This is a genomic window from Pseudomonas sp. GW821-FHT02C04 (assembly GCF_059421845.1).
In genome coordinates, this window is record NZ_JBWKVT010000005.1 from 100,480 (window position 1) to 114,402 (window position 13,923).

Genomic DNA, 13,923 nt, shown 5'->3' on the forward strand with positions numbered 1-13,923 from the left:
CGGAAAGCCAAAACGGGAGCCCTTCGGCTCCCGTTTTTGTTTGTGGTGGATGCCTTTGTTGATCCTTCCAGCGTTGCCACAGGTTATTGGGTAATGCCTGATTTCAGCATTACCCGGAACCTTGTGGGAGCGAACCTGCTCGCGATTGGCGTCAGTCCGGTCGGCATCAATTCAACTGACCCAGCGTGCTCGCAAGCTGCCCGCCAACCCCCAAATCCCGCCCACAAAAAAGGGGACTTTCGTCCCCTTGCGGTGTTGCTTTCTGCAGCTCTGCGTCTCAGTAAATATCCTTCGACAACAGGGTAAACGGCGTCTTCACCAGGATCTTCACGTCCAGCCACAGCGACCAGTTGTTGATGTACTTGAGGTCGATCTCGACACGCTTCTCCATCTTGTCGAGGGTATCGGTCTCACCCCGGCAACCGCTGATCTGTGCCAGGCCAGTGATGCCCGGTTTGATTCGGTGGCGCGCCATGTAGGCGAGGATTTTCCCCGAGTAGTAGTTGTTGTGCGCCACGGCGTGCGGGCGTGGGCCGACCAGTGCCATGTGGCCTTGCAGCACGTTGAACAGTTGCGGCAGTTCATCCAGCGAAGTGCGGCGGATGAAGCGTCCGACGGCGGTGATGCGTGAGTCGTTACGGCTGGCCTGTTTGACGTCGCGGTCATCGTGCACGCGCATCGAGCGGAACTTCCAGACCTGAATCACCTTGCCGTTCCAGCCATGGCGATCCTGCTTGAAGAACACCGGGCCGGGGGAGCTGAGTTTCACCGCCAGGGAGATGAGCAACAGCACCGGGCTCAACAGCACGATGGCCAGCAGTGCGACGCTTTTCTCCATCAGGCTCTTGCTCAGGGCGGCGGTGGGGCGGCTGGTCAGCGGGCTTTCATTGAGGTAGATCGCCGGCAGGCCGTCCACGACTTTCACCGAGTGATTGAGCAGCGTCAGGCTGTTCAGATCCGGCACCCAGACCACGTCCACGTTGGCATCCAGCAGATCGACATACATCGCTTCGATCTTCGCCGCTTCGGACAGCGACAGCGTGATGTACAGGCGACGGATGTCGTGGCGTTTGATCAGTTCCAGCAGGTTTTCCTGATCGCCGACGACGCGTGGTGCATTTGCGTCCAGAGCGGGCAGGGTGCCGTTGCTGACCAGACCTACCAACGGCAGGTTTTCGTGTTCGCTGAGCTTCTTCGCCAAGCCCAGGGCCAGTTCGCCCGTCCCTACAATCAGGGTCTTGTGCTCGCTTTTGCGTGAACGCTGGTAGTACTTGGAGAACGCATGCAGCGGCGCATACAGCAACGCCTGTCCGAGGAAACCGTACACCGCCCAGTCAAGGATCACCTGGCGCGAAAACAGCTCATCGGCCTTGCAGATGAACGCGATGAACGTCAGTCCGGCCATGGTCATCGACCATCCCATGAACAGCCGTCCCAGACCGGTCAGGTAGTTGTCTCGCTTTCGGTAGGCGCCGCTGAACGTATAGGCCGGAACCGACGCCAACACGGCCAGCATGGTGCACATCCGGTAATAGAACTCGACCGTTCCCGTATGTTGCTCAGCCAATATAAATAACAGTGAAACAATAAAGCACTGTGCCAGTGCCCATTGGCCCCAGAAGGTAAGTCCCTTGAGGCCCGTGTTTCGGTTGATACGTAGAGTGAGATCCATATGCGATATCCCCAAAAGACTTCCATTCAGGTTTCGACAGTTGAAATCCGAGTTGTTAAGCAGACTTGTTTTTGTTTTAGGTGCCCATGTTCTGAGGTAACAACATCGGTATGCCGAACTGTCGTCAATCAATAGACTAAGTTATTGGGGAAGAAGCTGTCTGACGAGTTCTAACAAGATGGCAATGTGCCAATCATTTGAATTGAAGAATATCAAACGTTAGAAAAGGTCGAAGGGCGGAGGGTTAATAATCCCTGTTGTGTTTGCTATCGTAGGAAGGGTGAGGAGGGAGGCATTACTGACAAAGGAGGGTTAAACCAAGCAAAGTGCTTTTTTATTTTTGTAATTGCACTTGCTTCTGTTCATTGATGTGGAGGCTGTGCTTATGCAACAACTTCCTGGATCAGGCAATAACCGCGATTGCGGACAGCGCGAAACAGTCGTTCGCCGTTACTGGCACTTTTGAATTTGTCTTGAAGACGGCTCAGGCACATCTCCAGACCGCGATATTGTTCCGGTTCCCGACCGATGCTGAGAATCAGATCGTCGCGACTGACAACGCGTTCTTCATGGTGCAGCATTTTCCTGACCAGTGCGGTTTCGAGGCCGGTGAGACTGATCTCGATATCCTCCCGGACGAGTACGCCTTGATCATTATCAAGATGCCAGGCTTCTGTGACCGGCCGGGAAGTGTCATCGACGTCCGACGTTATGGCCTGGGTGTTCTGGAATGAATGAGTAGATTGTGCAGCCAGCCATTCGGACTCGAGGGTGGCCAATATTCGCTGGGTATCATGTTCAATACTGCGAGCGACGCTTTTCCTTGTGCCGCGTGGGTAAGTGAACTCCATCAGCGTGGGAGTGGAAGAGGGCGAAGCAACACCTTCAACAAACATCTGTGCCTGAGACGTACCAAACGAATTGAAACGCTCGCTGGAGAGAATACTCTCGAGTTCGCGCTGCGACGCGGAATTGTTCGTCACGACAACAAAATATTTTCTTGGGAGGGTTGTACTGGTTTCCATGTCTCTCTCCTGAAATAACGCACCAAATATGGCTAAAAGGTATTCGGCAGACGAGTAATAACGCGCTCGGAAATAATCGACAGGCAGGGTCTGGGCCCAATTATGGCCGCGATAAGTTCCACTTGGTCTGCTTTTAGAGTAATGATTTATTGTTATGTTTAAGTGTTGCAGCGCTCATTCAATTGACAGCTTTTTATTGGATAGATATTGCGGATAAAACGGTGAGACGTTGGATTTTCATAGCGTTGCATCAGACGTTCCCTCGTATGCTGCAAATGATGATTTCCTGACTCAGGCGGTCGAGATCAACCCCCTCATCAGGCGGTAGCCATACCCGCGAATGCTCTGTATGGCGTTCGTACCGTACACGTCCTTGATTTTCCCACGCAAGCGGCTGATGGATTTTTCCAGCGCCCGGGGATCGTAGAAATTGCTGTTGAGCCCCATGATGCTGGCGATTTCATCATGGCTGAGTATGTGATTACTGGTCTGCGCAAACGCTTCCAGAATCTTCATTTCGGCAAAGGAAATGTCCAGTTTCTTGCTGGTGTCCGACAGGCAAATACGGGTGGGGTCCAGCACCAGGTCTATATCCCTGAGCCATTCTTCACTGCTGAAGAACTCACCGAACAACTCGGCGCCTTCGTCGGCAAGCGTATTGAGCTTGATACAGAAGTCCGCCCCCGCAAGATGGTATTTGATCTTGCTGTAGGCGCCGCGCCCTGTAATGACCGCGCAAATGATCGGCTTCAAGTTGTCGGCACGCAGGTTTTCCACCCGCGCCAGATTGTCTTCGAGTGCCTGGGGAGTGTCGATGATGATGAAGATGGCTCGATATGAGCCGTGATATTCATTTTGCTGATATGAACTAGTGAAGGAGTTGGCCTCTAGAGCCAGATCGGTCTGCACATGCTGCGCGATCAACGCTCTAAAATGTTCAGCCACAGCACGGGTACGGGCCAGAGTGAGAACGCCTGGCTCGTTGTTTGTCCGGTGTGGGCTGTTAGTCGCCAAGTTCCCTGTAAGCATGATGCGTTGACTCGAAAAAGTGCTGACATCGGGATGTTAAAGCACCGGTTCTCATCTGTGACTGACAATTGGTAACATTTACGCGATTTTTAGACGTGGCTCCCGAGTTTTCTAACAATAATTAAGCATTTCAAGCTTTTAGTTGATTTTCTCGGGGCTGTGAACTAACGAAGCGAAGGCCGTTAGATGGTGGCGATGTGCAATGGTGCCACTATTTTGTAATTATGGCGACCTGTTTTATGTCCTATGGCCACTATTGATCGTGGCTTAAAACTGGAGAATGTGAGGTGGGTCACATTTTAGGGCGTGGGGGCTTTTTTTGCTACTAAGAGAACAAGTTCACAGACGGACGATTATTAACATGGCTTGAGTGTGTCTTTTGATAAGACATATTCTCCGTCACCGAGTCGGGCAATGGGTCTGGATCTACCAATTGTTTAACTTCAGATACCCAATGCCTGAATACAGTTGATCGGGCGCTCTTTACGAGCGTTCTGACGGAGGATTAATGGATTTACTGACCTTGTTCAAGGTGTTGATTTTAGGTGCGGTAGAAGGTCTCACCGAGTTCTTGCCCATCTCCAGTACGGGCCACCAGATTATCGTTGCCGACTTGCTCGATTTTGGTGGCGAACGCGCCATGGCGTTCAACATCATTATTCAACTGGGCGCCATTCTTGCCGTCGTCTGGGAGTTTCGCCCGAAGATCTTCGAGATTGTCAAAGGCCTGCCGACCCAACGCAATGCACAACGCTTCACGCTTAATCTGATGATCGCGTTCTTCCCGGCGGTCGTCCTGGGCGTGTTATTCGCCGATGCCATTCATCATTACTTGTTTAACCCGATCACCGTCGCTGTCGCACTGGTGGTGGGCGGTATCGTGATGTTGTGGGCCGAACGTCGGGATCATGTGGTGAGCGTCGAGCACGTCGACGACATGGCCTGGTCCGACGCGCTGAAGATCGGTTTCGTACAGTGCCTGGCGATGATTCCGGGTACTTCGCGCTCCGGCTCGACCATCATTGGCGGCCTGCTGTTTGGCCTGTCGCGCAAGGCGGCCACCGAGTTTTCGTTCTTCCTGGCGATGCCGACCATGGTCGGTGCTGCGGTGTACTCAGGCTACAAGTATCGAGAGCTGTTCCAGGCGGGCGACTTGCCTGTGTTCGCCCTGGGCTTCGTCACCGCATTCGTGTTCGCAATGATCGCCGTACGCGGCTTGCTGAAGTTCATTGCGAACCACAGCTACGCCGCGTTTGCCTGGTACCGGATCGCGTTTGGCTTGCTGATCCTGGCCACGTGGGTGTTTGGCTGGGTGAACTGGACGGAAGCGGCGGCCTGATCACTGACTGCTGATCAGCGCCGCGACGGCGAGGTCGCTCAACTCCGTATCAGGCGATTCCTGACGAAACCGCTGCAAGGCTGACGTGAAATACGCAGCCTTCAGCATGCCGTCGCTGGCGAGGTAGAGCCGCGCGTCTTCCAGCTCCTCGGCGGAGTAAACGCGTTTATGGCTTTCGGTGGTTTCTTGCGAAGCCGTGAAGGGCGTGAGCAGCAAAGAGACAAGCGTGAAACCAGACAGCTTGGTCACCTCCCATGGCGTATCGGTGTTACCCAGACACAGCCCGTCGCAGTGGGCCTGAACATTGGACGTGATGCAAAACAAGGCAAGGAGGGTGCAGCGCTTGAAGCCAGGGAAATTCAACGTGGGCATAAACAAAAGACATCCTGTCCGTACATCAAAAGAATTACAGCCGCGGGCAACGGTCATTCGTTGCCCGCACATTCAACGCCTCGATCAACGACCGGCCAACAACTCCGCCGCCTGATCCAGCAACGCCAACGGATCCTTGGCCTTGTGAATATCCACCGACAACAACTGCCGAAACTTGCGCGCCCCCGGGAAACCGGTGCCCAGGCCGAGCACATGGCGCGTGATGTGATGCATCGCCCCGCCAGTCGCCAGATGCGCGGCAATATAAGGCCGCAACTGCGCCAACGCCTCGGCGCGAGTGATCACCGGCGCTGAACTGCCGAACAACTGCTGATCCACCTCGGCCAGCAGATACGGATTGTGATAAGCCTCACGGCCCAGCATCACACCGTCAAAGGTCTGCAAATGCTCATGGCAGGCCTCCATCGTCTTGATCCCGCCGTTCAGAATGAACTCCAGCTCCGGAAAATCCGCCTTCAACCGCGCCGCCACGTCATAACGCAGCGGCGGAATGTCACGGTTCTCCTTCGGCGACAACCCCTCCAGAATCGCGATCCGCGCATGCACCGTAAAACTCGTGCACCCGGCATCCCGCACCGTACCGACGAAATCACACAGCTCCTCATAACTGTCCCGCCCGTTGATCCCGATCCGATGCTTCACCGTCACCGGAATCGACACCGCATCACGCATCGCCTTCACACAATCCGCCACCAACTGCGGATGCCCCATCAGGCACGCACCGATCATATTGTTCTGCACCCGATCACTCGGGCAGCCAACGTTCAGATTCACCTCGTCATAACCGTGCTCCTGCGCCATACGCGCACAGGCGGCCAAGTCCAGCGGAACGCTACCACCCAACTGCAAGGCCAGCGGGTGCTCAGCTTCGTTGTGACGGAGGAAACGTTCGTGATCGCCGTTGAGCAGAGCGCCGGTGGTGACCATCTCGGTGTAGAGCAGGGCGTTTTTCGACAGCAGGCGTAGGAAGTACCGGCAATGGCGGTCAGTCCAATCCATCATGGGCGCAACGGAGAACCTTCTAGACAGCGTAGAGCCGGTGTTTGTTGGGTATGTAGCTGAATTCTGTACCATTTTGCTCTACGTGTTCTAAGCCGGTTTCAGGGGGTAAATAGGCGTTTTCTGAGGTCGGTTGGTACAATGTACCAACCACCTTTCAAATTGTACCAGTTGACTATGGCCACGATCAGAGCACGGAAACGCACCGACGGCAGCACCAGTTACACGGCACAGATACGCCTGTTTCGCGATGGGGCGCAAGTTTACCAAGAGAGCCAGACCTTCGCCCGAAAACAGGCCGCACAGGCTTGGGTACGTAAAAGAGAAACCGAACTGGATGAACCAGGTGCGATCGAGCGGGCGAACCGACCGGGTGCGACGATTAAGGAAATGATTGATCGGTACTTGGCCGAGATGACCAAGGCGCGCCCTCTCGGGAAGACGAAGCTCGGCACGTTGAAGGCGATCAGCGAATGCTACCTGGGGAAGTTGAACGACAGAGATGTAAGCAGCCAGCACCTGGTCGAATACGCGTTATGGCGCATGGGCAAGGAGGGCGGGGGCGTTCAGCCTCAAACCGCCGGCAACGATCTCGCACACCTGGGTGCGGTTCTCTCGATAGCTCGGCCCGCTTGGGGGTATGAGGTGGATCCGCACGCAATGGCGGACGCCCGCCGAGTGTTGAAAAAGCTCGGTTACAACATGAAAAGTCGCGAGCGCGATCGCCGGCCCACCTTGGAAGAACTCGACAAACTGCTGACGCACTTTCGGAGTATTCAAAGCCGTCGCCCGACTTCTATCAACATGCTAAAGCTGACTGGATTCGCGTTGTTTTCCACGCGTAGGCAAGAAGAGATTACCCGGATCCGGTGGGATGACTTGGATGAAGCAGGCCATCGAGTTCTGGTTCGTGACATGAAGAACCCTGGGCAAAAAATCGGTAACGACGTCTGGTGTCAATTGCCGCCAGAAGCATGGGAGATCCTTCAGACCATGCCTAAAGTGTTGCCTGAGATCTTTCCTTACAGCGCTGAATCCGTGTCGACGTCCTGGACAAGGGCCTGCAAAATCCTGGGCATTGAAGATCTGCACTTTCACGATCTGCGCCACGAAGGCGTCAGTCGTCTTTTTGAAATGGATTGGGATATTCCGCGAGTGGCGAGCGTGTCGGGCCATCGAGACTGGAACTCAATGCGCCGTTATACCCACTTGCGCGGACGAGGGGATGTGTATGCAACTTGGGAATGGTTCGAGCGCATCCTGCAGGCGCCCGTAAAACTGGGCGCCAAAACGTTGAGGTGAATTAGCTGCTGCGCGGCGCGCTATTCAGTTGATTACTTTCTTTGACTGCTGCAGCGCGCTGTTCATCCAGGTAGGCCGACAGGTCTGCAATATGAACACCTTTCGCACTTTTCTGGCTCGACTCCATGCGAGTAATCGGGAGCTTTATCTGCCCTGCACCAACTTTGCGTTGAAACATATCCGTTGTCAGGTGCGTGAAATAATCCTGGCACACTCGATCCAGGGGAATTACCACTTGGCCATTGTATTGGGCCATCAGTACAAACAGCGTTTTCATAGTGCGATACCTTCGAGTGAGTAAGTTCGATCAATTGGGGGGCGGTCTGCTGTTGATTTGCCTGTCAGTAGTTGAGCGACAACAGCGAACTCTGCCGCATCGATGTCGCCCAACTCCTTGGCGAAAGTGGTAAGGCATTCAAGCCGGATCCGCGCTGCTTCAGTTTTCCGTACTCGATAGTCAAACAGCGCTGTACCTACGATTCTGATAGCCATCAGATGCCGAGCGTGCGGGTCACTGTTGTTGAGTGTGTTAGCCTTTGGATCACTGCTGCTTTGGTGCTGTGCTTCCATGGTGTTGCCCTCAGTGGTGGTTGATGTCGGGGAGCTGCAACTCCTCGACATCGCTTCTATTCCGTCAGTCCCGACGGGCCAGGTGAATAACCAGGTCAGCGTAATTCGGGTCTTCCTCGGTACAGGATTGCCATTCCAGTACGCTGAAAATCTGCTGTGGGCTGCATGAGTCCACCAGGATTTCGCGCTGGCCACCTGCAGCACGAACTTCAAGAGTCTGCAGCAGCCCGTCCTCGCCGTAAGCCCCGGCTTGAATCACCGGCTGGCTCTTCCCAAGTGCATTCAGGCGATCGATGATCTCCTGCAGCTTGTTCGTGTTGCCGTCGCCGGCATTCCCCATAAAAACTTGGATTTGCATCGGTGTAGCCTCCTTTTCACGCTTTGAAGATCCAGCACTTGACCGTTGTGGGACGGCCCGGCGCCAAGGGTGTTCTGCTGTTCATCGCTGCGCGGACTGCGCTGTGTACGGCTTTATTTGCTTCCAAAAACTTGTGCGAGCGTGACTCTTTCAGCAGGTCGCGCAGGGTGGCCACGTCGGCCAGCTTCTGTTTGTGTTCGGCGGCTCGTTCGCTGAATTCGTTGAGGTTGATCGCAATGACGCTCGGGTCGCTGCTGTGATCGACCAGGGGGTCATCATTGAGCGATTCGAGGTAGTCGTAGACTTCCCAGAATTCGGCAACGGCCGGGTGGTCGGAGCTGATTGAGGCTTGACGCTCGATCGCCATTCGGACGATCTGCCGCTGGGTCGCGGCTACCTGAGGCTCGTCCAGTTTCAGAACCAGGCGCAGGGCATCGAGCAGCGAAAGTAACTGCGCGTGGTTCTTGCTGATCCGCTCCACACGGATGTATCCGCGCAGGTCGGATCCGCAGCTGCGGCAGTTACCTTGTTCGCTTGGGAACTCGGTTCCGCAGTCGAAGCAGTGGGTGTGCAGCCGGCGCAGCTTGGCTTCGTGTTCGGGCATGCGCTGGGCGAAAAGCTCGAGGACGGCCGACTCTTTACTGACGGCCCGAATCAGGAAGTGGCTGAGCGTTCCGCCGTCCAGGGCGTTCAGTTTGTCCGCTGCAGCGCGGCTTTGCGGCGTCACTGTCGGCCGGATGAAGTGCAGCTTCACGATCCGGGTCATGATCGCTTCATGGGCGACCACGGCCGCGTTCTGGCTGATGGCGATCGTGCCGCGGAACGGTGGTTCGTAGGTTTCGTTGCCGGCAGTCTTCACACCTTTGGTGGCCAAAGTGCCGCCACCAAAAAAGTCTTTCAGCTCGTCCCATTCGAAAGTCTTGGCGTGAGATCGATCGTCACCGTGGCGATCCGCCTCAAGAAACACCACAGGCATTCCGGATACCTGACCCATCAACCGCGAACGACCGGCTTTCGTCGACTTCATCGGGTCGAAGCCTTCGTACCCCTCGCGGCCGAGCAGTTTCCACAGCAGATTAAGCAAGGTGGTTTTGCCGGCGCCGGCCTCGCCGGTGGCTTCCAGAAAAGGGAAGGACTGATAGCGCGCCCGGATCTGCTCGCAGAACAGCGAACCGAAGAAGAACACCAGTGCGACAAGGCCCTGGGCGCCGAAGCATGTCCACAGCAACTGCAGCCACTGTTCGTTAAAGTCCTTCCCATCACGCTGCAGCTTGATCGGGACGCCTTTCTGCAGCGATTTCAGCCGCAGTTTTCCGAACTCGAAATAGTCCTCGCTATTGATTTTGTAGATCGTGCCATCCTTGATGGCGAGATCCCCAAAAACGTAACAGCCGTATTCCTTGCTGTAGCCCACGTAGTCAATCGTGGATACGGTTTTGATGCCGAACAGTTGATCCTTCATCAGCTTGTCGAGCTGCTGGCCGCTACCGGTGTACATGGCACCGGCAGCCATTCCGAGCAGGCGTTTTTTGAATTCGCTGGCGGCTGATAGCTGACCGCTAGTGAAGGTGTTCTTCACGCTTTCTGAGTCGTGAGGGAAGTCCACACGCACGTAGTACCAGGATTCATCGGTAACTTCGTTGCGTTGAAAGTACAACGCCTGTGGATAGCAGTTGGCGATCTCGACGACGCTGCCGGACTGCTGTAAAGCCTTCTCGCGCTGTTGGGATTGGTTGAGCAGTTGGTCGTCGTGGTTTTCGCTGTCCTCGATGTCCTGCATCGCCCGATTGAATTTCTCCATGTCCAACTTGAACCAGTACAGGCGGCTACCGAAGCCCAGGTGGAATTCACCGCGCTTGTTACAGTCGTACATGAGCAGCGCTTTTTCGGCGGCGCTCTCGGCCAGCAGCAGCGCGCCCAGGTGACGCGCCTGTTTCAGATCTGCCGCGATCTGGTCGGCGCGTTGGCCCTCGTCTTCGATGAAATTCCAACGTTGATGCAGGTCGTTCCAGTCGGTCTTGCGGCCATCACGCAGGGGGATCTGCGCCGCCTCGCAGACGAACCCCAAAGCGCGCGCCTGCTTCGCCCAACGTTTGGTGTAAGCATGGGCGCCTGACTCGTTGTCGAGTGCCCAGACCAGCTTGGGCAATTTGCCTTCGCGGTCACGTGCAAGGGCTCGCAGCGACTCTTCAGGGAAGGCATTCGAGGACATGGCCGATACCGCGACGATGTCGTTGTGCACCAAGGCGATGGCGTCAAAGATGCCTTCAACAATCCAGACTTCCTTCGCTTCCAGCAGATCCACGCAGGGCGGGCACCACCAGACGCCGCGATAGCTGTCCTTCGATTTGAAGCGCGCTTTCATCTTGCCGAAGCGGTGCGGACGGTCGATCAGGCGTTCCCACCAGCCGCCTTTATCCAACGCGAAGCGTACCGTGGCGCTGCCGGCGTTGTGGTTAGGGGAGTAAAAGCTTTCCTGGGTGAACCAGCCCTGGATCAGCTCAATGCGAAAGCCCCGAGCGAATTCCAGGTAGGCACGGGCGGTCGCGTTGGGGTGTTGGTCGCTGGACGGCGCGCGCTTGCTCCAGTCTTCGAAAAGGTCTTCGTACAACTCCTTCACATGCAGGGTATGAGCGCATTTTTCAGGTCTGCCGCAGATCACCAACCACGGAGCGTCAAAACGGGTGTACAGCGTTTTCTGACGGCACTTCGGGCAGGTGCCGCCGCGCATGTAGTCGGTGTTTGCCCGGTGCTTGAGGCCGTAATCGCTTGTCAGGCGCTCGATCACGTCGCTACGCAGTTTCTCTTTCATCGTTACTTCACTTTCTTAAGGCAGAGGGAGAGGGCGCCGATCAGGTGTTTCTGGGCTGCCATCACAGGGCAATTAGCGAGGATCGATCCGTGACGTAGGCCTTCGGGAATGAATCGATATTGGTCTGCGTACCAAAGGTCATTGAGGCTGAGACGGTACTGTTCGCGCAGGTTGGCCAAGAGCGCCTGAGCCTGTTCCGGCGGCAGCTTTGCGTGGATGTTCAGGGCGTTTTCCATCGTCAAACCTCAATTTCGGGCGCAGCTCACCCAAACCCACGGGAATGGGGGATCGGGAGGGTTTTTTGGTTGGGTGTTACGGAGTGGTGATGCGGAAACGCCCGTTGTCCGGTGCGTTCAGAATTCGCTCATAGATCAGGCTGACGGGGATGGCCCACACCTCACCGGTGCCTGTGTCCGTGATAACGGTGTGTGTAGGCGTGCTGGTCAGAACATCCAGACGCTGCCGATCGCTCACTGCAGACAGATCGCTGTAGGCTAGGTGAACCATTTTTTCGGCGGTAGGAGTCAGCACGTCAAAGTCGGCAACCAGGTGCTGGACTGCGCGTTTCAGCAGCTGCTGGTCGTCGCTCAGGTGTTCGCACTGATGCCGTTCAAGAAAAAGCAGCGCGGTAGCTTTGAGCATGTCCTGATGATCCTGTACTGCGTTCATGTTGCTCATTGGGCTTTCCCTTCGCGGTAGAGGGCGATCGCCGCCAATACTTCGGCGTGACGCGCAGCCAGATGCAGGTTGTTGGCGTCCAGAATCAATTCGGCTTCCTTCTCGCTGATTGATCCATCCTCAAGTGCCTGAGCAATGGCCTGGTCAACGCAACCACGCTTAGCTGCAACATGTAGGGAGCGGGCATAGAGTTCGACGTTATCCAGCGTTTCCGGATTGGCTACGGGGATGAAGCGCCCGCCGTACATTGAAGCGACGTAGTTCGCCAGGTGGTAGGTGCCGTTTTCCTGCTCGAGCATGAAGATTTGCGCGTCACTGAGTGGCGAGCAGCCGGCATTTTCGTAGGCATGGTTGTCAAATTTTTTGAGCTTTAGGCCCAGACGGTTGGCTGCGGCTTTGCGCCCCCCGACATAGCTTCGAATGATCTCGCTGGTAACTTCCCTGCGGGTATCTAGGATCAAACTTTTCATCTTCTACTTTTCCCTGTTGAGCCGTGCCACTACTGTTCAATTTCGCCGTCTTTGATTCCAAGCAGTACCGCGGCGCGATGTGCCTCCCCACGGCGACCTTTGATCCGACCGTTCAACAGGTCGCTGACTAAATTTTTGTTCAGTCCATGTTTGCGGCTGAATTCCGCAATGCTGACGCCTTTTCGATCAAGCGCCGCCCGGGCTTGCTCGTGCGTAACGGTGGCGGGCATAGTGCTCCCCTTGTTCGTTTCTGTTTGTTTGCGTTTGTCTGTGGTGATTTTTGGTCAAAAAAATGATCAAGTCAATGGTGGTGGCTAAAAAAATGCTCATAGCGGATCGAGTGGGTGAACGCCTCAGGGAAGAGCGCGAGCGCTTGGGGTTAAATCAAACTGATTTTGGTGTGCTGCTAGGCGTTAGCAGAGGCACGCAGAAAAACTACGAGTTGGGAGCAAATTCTCTCGATCTTCGATATGTCACCGCGCTTGAAGAGCGTGGCGTTGACGCGGCTTACGTGCTCACGGGTCGGCGATCGACGCCATTGGGACAACTTTTTAGCGCTGCGGAAGAAGAATTGATTCACCAATTCAGGAGCATCTCTGACGAGGATCAAAAAGCAATTCGTCGCTTTCTCGAAGCCATGGCAGACGACGCTGCTCGGCAGCGGAAGTAACTCGCAACAATGCACCTGACTCATTAGTCACGCCTTTGTTTCAATGCGGTTTGCCGCCCCGATAACGTCGATTCAGCAATGCACTTTATGGAGTAGTTAGCATGTTGGATCGCAAGAAGAACGGTCAAATCAACCTCGAACACGTCGGGTCGGAAACTACCGTCCTCACGGACATCGAGCGTCGACTGATCGATCTGTATCGTCGGCTGAGTCGCGTTGAACAGCAGCAGGTCCGTCGCGTGGCCGAGATACTGGCAATCAACCCAAAGGAGAAGGTAGGGGGCTGAACGTCATTCTTTGAATGATCCCGATCGCCAACGCTGTAGCGTTGGCGGTTTGTACCTACGCTACCGCCTGCGATCCCAACTGCTCGAAAAGCTCCCGCTGCTTCGCCCTGGGCAACTCGCGAAACCGATCGATCAACATGCGTTCGAAGGTCTGCGAAGATGGACTGAGCGTGTGTGAGAACGTCAGGTTCGACACCCACGTATGCCCGCACCTTGCGTCCAGGCATTGGCAATACAGCTTCACGAACTCCGTTGTTACCTCTTCCCGTGAAGCAATTCGGCCCTTGTGGCCGCACTTGCATACAACTCTCATTGTGTC

At 55.4% G+C, this 13,923-nt stretch carries 18 protein-coding genes; 4 read left to right on the forward strand and 14 right to left on the reverse strand.

What is annotated here, in order from left to right; translation table 11 throughout:
- Positions 1 to 277: 277 nt before the first annotated feature.
- The 3 genes from AC07VV_RS19065 to AC07VV_RS19075 form a co-directional block, all read right to left on the reverse strand.
- Entirely contained in the window at positions 278 to 1,672 is a 1,395-nt protein-coding gene (locus tag AC07VV_RS19065; RefSeq protein ID WP_102621823.1) for an undecaprenyl-phosphate glucose phosphotransferase, read from the reverse strand.
- Positions 1,673 to 2,055: 383 nt separating this feature from the next.
- Positions 2,056 to 2,697 (reverse strand): winged helix-turn-helix domain-containing protein, encoded by a 642-nt coding sequence (locus tag AC07VV_RS19070; protein WP_495037113.1) that lies wholly within the window; start codon positions 2,695 to 2,697, stop codon positions 2,056 to 2,058.
- 291 nt (positions 2,698 to 2,988) lie between these two features.
- Positions 2,989 to 3,729 (reverse strand): winged helix-turn-helix domain-containing protein, encoded by a 741-nt coding sequence (locus tag AC07VV_RS19075; RefSeq protein WP_495037334.1) that lies wholly within the window; start codon positions 3,727 to 3,729, stop codon positions 2,989 to 2,991.
- A gap of 505 nt (positions 3,730 to 4,234) precedes the next feature.
- Between AC07VV_RS19075 and AC07VV_RS19080 the strand changes: the two genes are divergently transcribed.
- Complete coding sequence (locus AC07VV_RS19080; protein WP_102621820.1) at positions 4,235 to 5,065, forward strand: undecaprenyl-diphosphate phosphatase; 831 nt, start codon at positions 4,235 to 4,237, stop codon at positions 5,063 to 5,065.
- On the opposite strand, the gene AC07VV_RS19085 is transcribed toward AC07VV_RS19080, so the two are convergent.
- Both AC07VV_RS19085 and dusA read right to left on the reverse strand, forming a co-directional pair.
- Positions 5,066 to 5,437, reverse strand: coding sequence for a DUF2388 domain-containing protein (locus tag AC07VV_RS19085; protein ID WP_096822050.1), 372 nt, complete (start codon positions 5,435 to 5,437; stop codon positions 5,066 to 5,068).
- 84 nt (positions 5,438 to 5,521) lie between these two features.
- On the reverse strand, positions 5,522 to 6,532 hold the full coding sequence (dusA, locus tag AC07VV_RS19090; protein WP_207866934.1) for a tRNA dihydrouridine(20/20a) synthase DusA: 1,011 nt from the start codon (positions 6,530 to 6,532) through the stop codon (positions 5,522 to 5,524).
- A 102-nt stretch (positions 6,533 to 6,634) separates the two neighbouring features.
- On the opposite strand from dusA, the gene AC07VV_RS19095 reads away from it, so the two are divergent.
- Positions 6,635 to 7,759: a site-specific integrase gene (locus tag AC07VV_RS19095; protein ID WP_495037114.1), complete on the forward strand. Its 1,125-nt coding sequence runs from the start codon at positions 6,635 to 6,637 to the stop codon at positions 7,757 to 7,759.
- 1 nt (position 7,760) lies between these two features.
- Here AC07VV_RS19095 and AC07VV_RS19100 read toward each other — a convergent pair whose 3' ends face one another.
- From AC07VV_RS19100 to AC07VV_RS19135, 8 genes are all read right to left on the reverse strand, one after another.
- On the reverse strand, positions 7,761 to 8,036 hold the full coding sequence (locus AC07VV_RS19100) for a pyocin activator PrtN family protein (RefSeq protein ID WP_260520295.1): 276 nt from the start codon (positions 8,034 to 8,036) through the stop codon (positions 7,761 to 7,763).
- On the reverse strand, positions 8,033 to 8,329 hold the full coding sequence (locus tag AC07VV_RS19105) for a hypothetical protein (protein ID WP_495037115.1): 297 nt from the start codon (positions 8,327 to 8,329) through the stop codon (positions 8,033 to 8,035). Before AC07VV_RS19105 ends, AC07VV_RS19100 begins: the two co-directional genes overlap by 4 nt.
- A 64-nt stretch (positions 8,330 to 8,393) precedes the next feature.
- Positions 8,394 to 8,687 (reverse strand): hypothetical protein, encoded by a 294-nt coding sequence (locus tag AC07VV_RS19110; protein WP_495037116.1) that lies wholly within the window; start codon positions 8,685 to 8,687, stop codon positions 8,394 to 8,396.
- A 16-nt stretch (positions 8,688 to 8,703) separates the two neighbouring features.
- Positions 8,704 to 11,499, reverse strand: a complete 2,796-nt coding sequence (locus AC07VV_RS19115; RefSeq protein WP_495037117.1) for a toprim domain-containing protein — start codon at positions 11,497 to 11,499, stop codon at positions 8,704 to 8,706.
- Positions 11,500 to 11,501: 2 nt separating this feature from the next.
- A complete protein-coding gene (locus tag AC07VV_RS19120; protein ID WP_047293115.1) occupies positions 11,502 to 11,735 on the reverse strand; it encodes a hypothetical protein in 234 nt (77 codons plus the stop codon).
- A gap of 76 nt (positions 11,736 to 11,811) precedes the next feature.
- The gene (locus tag AC07VV_RS19125; RefSeq protein ID WP_085649274.1) at positions 11,812 to 12,177 is read right to left on the reverse strand and encodes a hypothetical protein; all 366 of its coding nucleotides are present in this window, start codon (positions 12,175 to 12,177) and stop codon (positions 11,812 to 11,814) included.
- Positions 12,174 to 12,647: a YmfL family putative regulatory protein gene (locus AC07VV_RS19130; protein ID WP_495037118.1), complete on the reverse strand. Its 474-nt coding sequence runs from the start codon at positions 12,645 to 12,647 to the stop codon at positions 12,174 to 12,176. The genes AC07VV_RS19125 and AC07VV_RS19130 overlap by 4 nt, the downstream gene beginning before the upstream one ends.
- 29 nt (positions 12,648 to 12,676) lie before the next feature.
- Positions 12,677 to 12,877, reverse strand: coding sequence for a DNA-binding protein (locus AC07VV_RS19135; protein WP_018929266.1), 201 nt, complete (start codon positions 12,875 to 12,877; stop codon positions 12,677 to 12,679).
- A 92-nt stretch (positions 12,878 to 12,969) separates the two neighbouring features.
- Between AC07VV_RS19135 and AC07VV_RS19140 the strand changes: the two genes are divergently transcribed.
- A complete protein-coding gene (locus AC07VV_RS19140) occupies positions 12,970 to 13,317 on the forward strand; it encodes a helix-turn-helix domain-containing protein (protein ID WP_178076205.1) in 348 nt (115 codons plus the stop codon).
- Between the two features lie 101 nt (positions 13,318 to 13,418).
- Positions 13,419 to 13,604, forward strand: coding sequence for a hypothetical protein (locus AC07VV_RS19145; RefSeq protein ID WP_495037119.1), 186 nt, complete (start codon positions 13,419 to 13,421; stop codon positions 13,602 to 13,604).
- A 55-nt stretch (positions 13,605 to 13,659) separates the two neighbouring features.
- On the opposite strand, the gene AC07VV_RS19150 is transcribed toward AC07VV_RS19145, so the two are convergent.
- Complete coding sequence (locus AC07VV_RS19150; RefSeq protein ID WP_047293252.1) at positions 13,660 to 13,917, reverse strand: ogr/Delta-like zinc finger family protein; 258 nt, start codon at positions 13,915 to 13,917, stop codon at positions 13,660 to 13,662.
- Between the last annotated feature and the right edge of the window lie 6 nt (positions 13,918 to 13,923).

Coding starts and splice junctions, on each gene's coding strand:
- AC07VV_RS19100 (WP_260520295.1), bottom strand. CDS start 8,036: ATGAAAACGCTGTTTGTACTGATGGCCCAATACAATGGCCAAGTGGTA.
- AC07VV_RS19110 (WP_495037116.1), bottom strand. CDS start 8,687: ATGCAAATCCAAGTTTTTATGGGGAATGCCGGCGACGGCAACACGAAC.
- AC07VV_RS19070 (WP_495037113.1), bottom strand. CDS start 2,697: ATGGAAACCAGTACAACCCTCCCAAGAAAATATTTTGTTGTCGTGACG.
- AC07VV_RS19120 (WP_047293115.1), bottom strand. CDS start 11,735: ATGGAAAACGCCCTGAACATCCACGCAAAGCTGCCGCCGGAACAGGCT.
- AC07VV_RS19105 (WP_495037115.1), bottom strand. CDS start 8,329: ATGGAAGCACAGCACCAAAGCAGCAGTGATCCAAAGGCTAACACACTC.
- dusA (WP_207866934.1), bottom strand. CDS start 6,532: ATGGTACAGAATTCAGCTACATACCCAACAAACACCGGCTCTACGCTG.
- AC07VV_RS19130 (WP_495037118.1), bottom strand. CDS start 12,647: ATGAAAAGTTTGATCCTAGATACCCGCAGGGAAGTTACCAGCGAGATC.
- AC07VV_RS19150 (WP_047293252.1), bottom strand. CDS start 13,917: ATGAGAGTTGTATGCAAGTGCGGCCACAAGGGCCGAATTGCTTCACGG.
- AC07VV_RS19115 (WP_495037117.1), bottom strand. CDS start 11,499: ATGAAAGAGAAACTGCGTAGCGACGTGATCGAGCGCCTGACAAGCGAT.
- AC07VV_RS19080 (WP_102621820.1), top strand. CDS start 4,235: ATGGATTTACTGACCTTGTTCAAGGTGTTGATTTTAGGTGCGGTAGAA.
- AC07VV_RS19065 (WP_102621823.1), bottom strand. CDS start 1,672: ATGGATCTCACTCTACGTATCAACCGAAACACGGGCCTCAAGGGACTT.
- AC07VV_RS19085 (WP_096822050.1), bottom strand. CDS start 5,437: ATGCCCACGTTGAATTTCCCTGGCTTCAAGCGCTGCACCCTCCTTGCC.
- AC07VV_RS19145 (WP_495037119.1), top strand. CDS start 13,419: ATGTTGGATCGCAAGAAGAACGGTCAAATCAACCTCGAACACGTCGGG.
- AC07VV_RS19095 (WP_495037114.1), top strand. CDS start 6,635: ATGGCCACGATCAGAGCACGGAAACGCACCGACGGCAGCACCAGTTAC.
- AC07VV_RS19125 (WP_085649274.1), bottom strand. CDS start 12,177: ATGAGCAACATGAACGCAGTACAGGATCATCAGGACATGCTCAAAGCT.
- AC07VV_RS19140 (WP_178076205.1), top strand. CDS start 12,970: ATGCTCATAGCGGATCGAGTGGGTGAACGCCTCAGGGAAGAGCGCGAG.
- AC07VV_RS19135 (WP_018929266.1), bottom strand. CDS start 12,877: ATGCCCGCCACCGTTACGCACGAGCAAGCCCGGGCGGCGCTTGATCGA.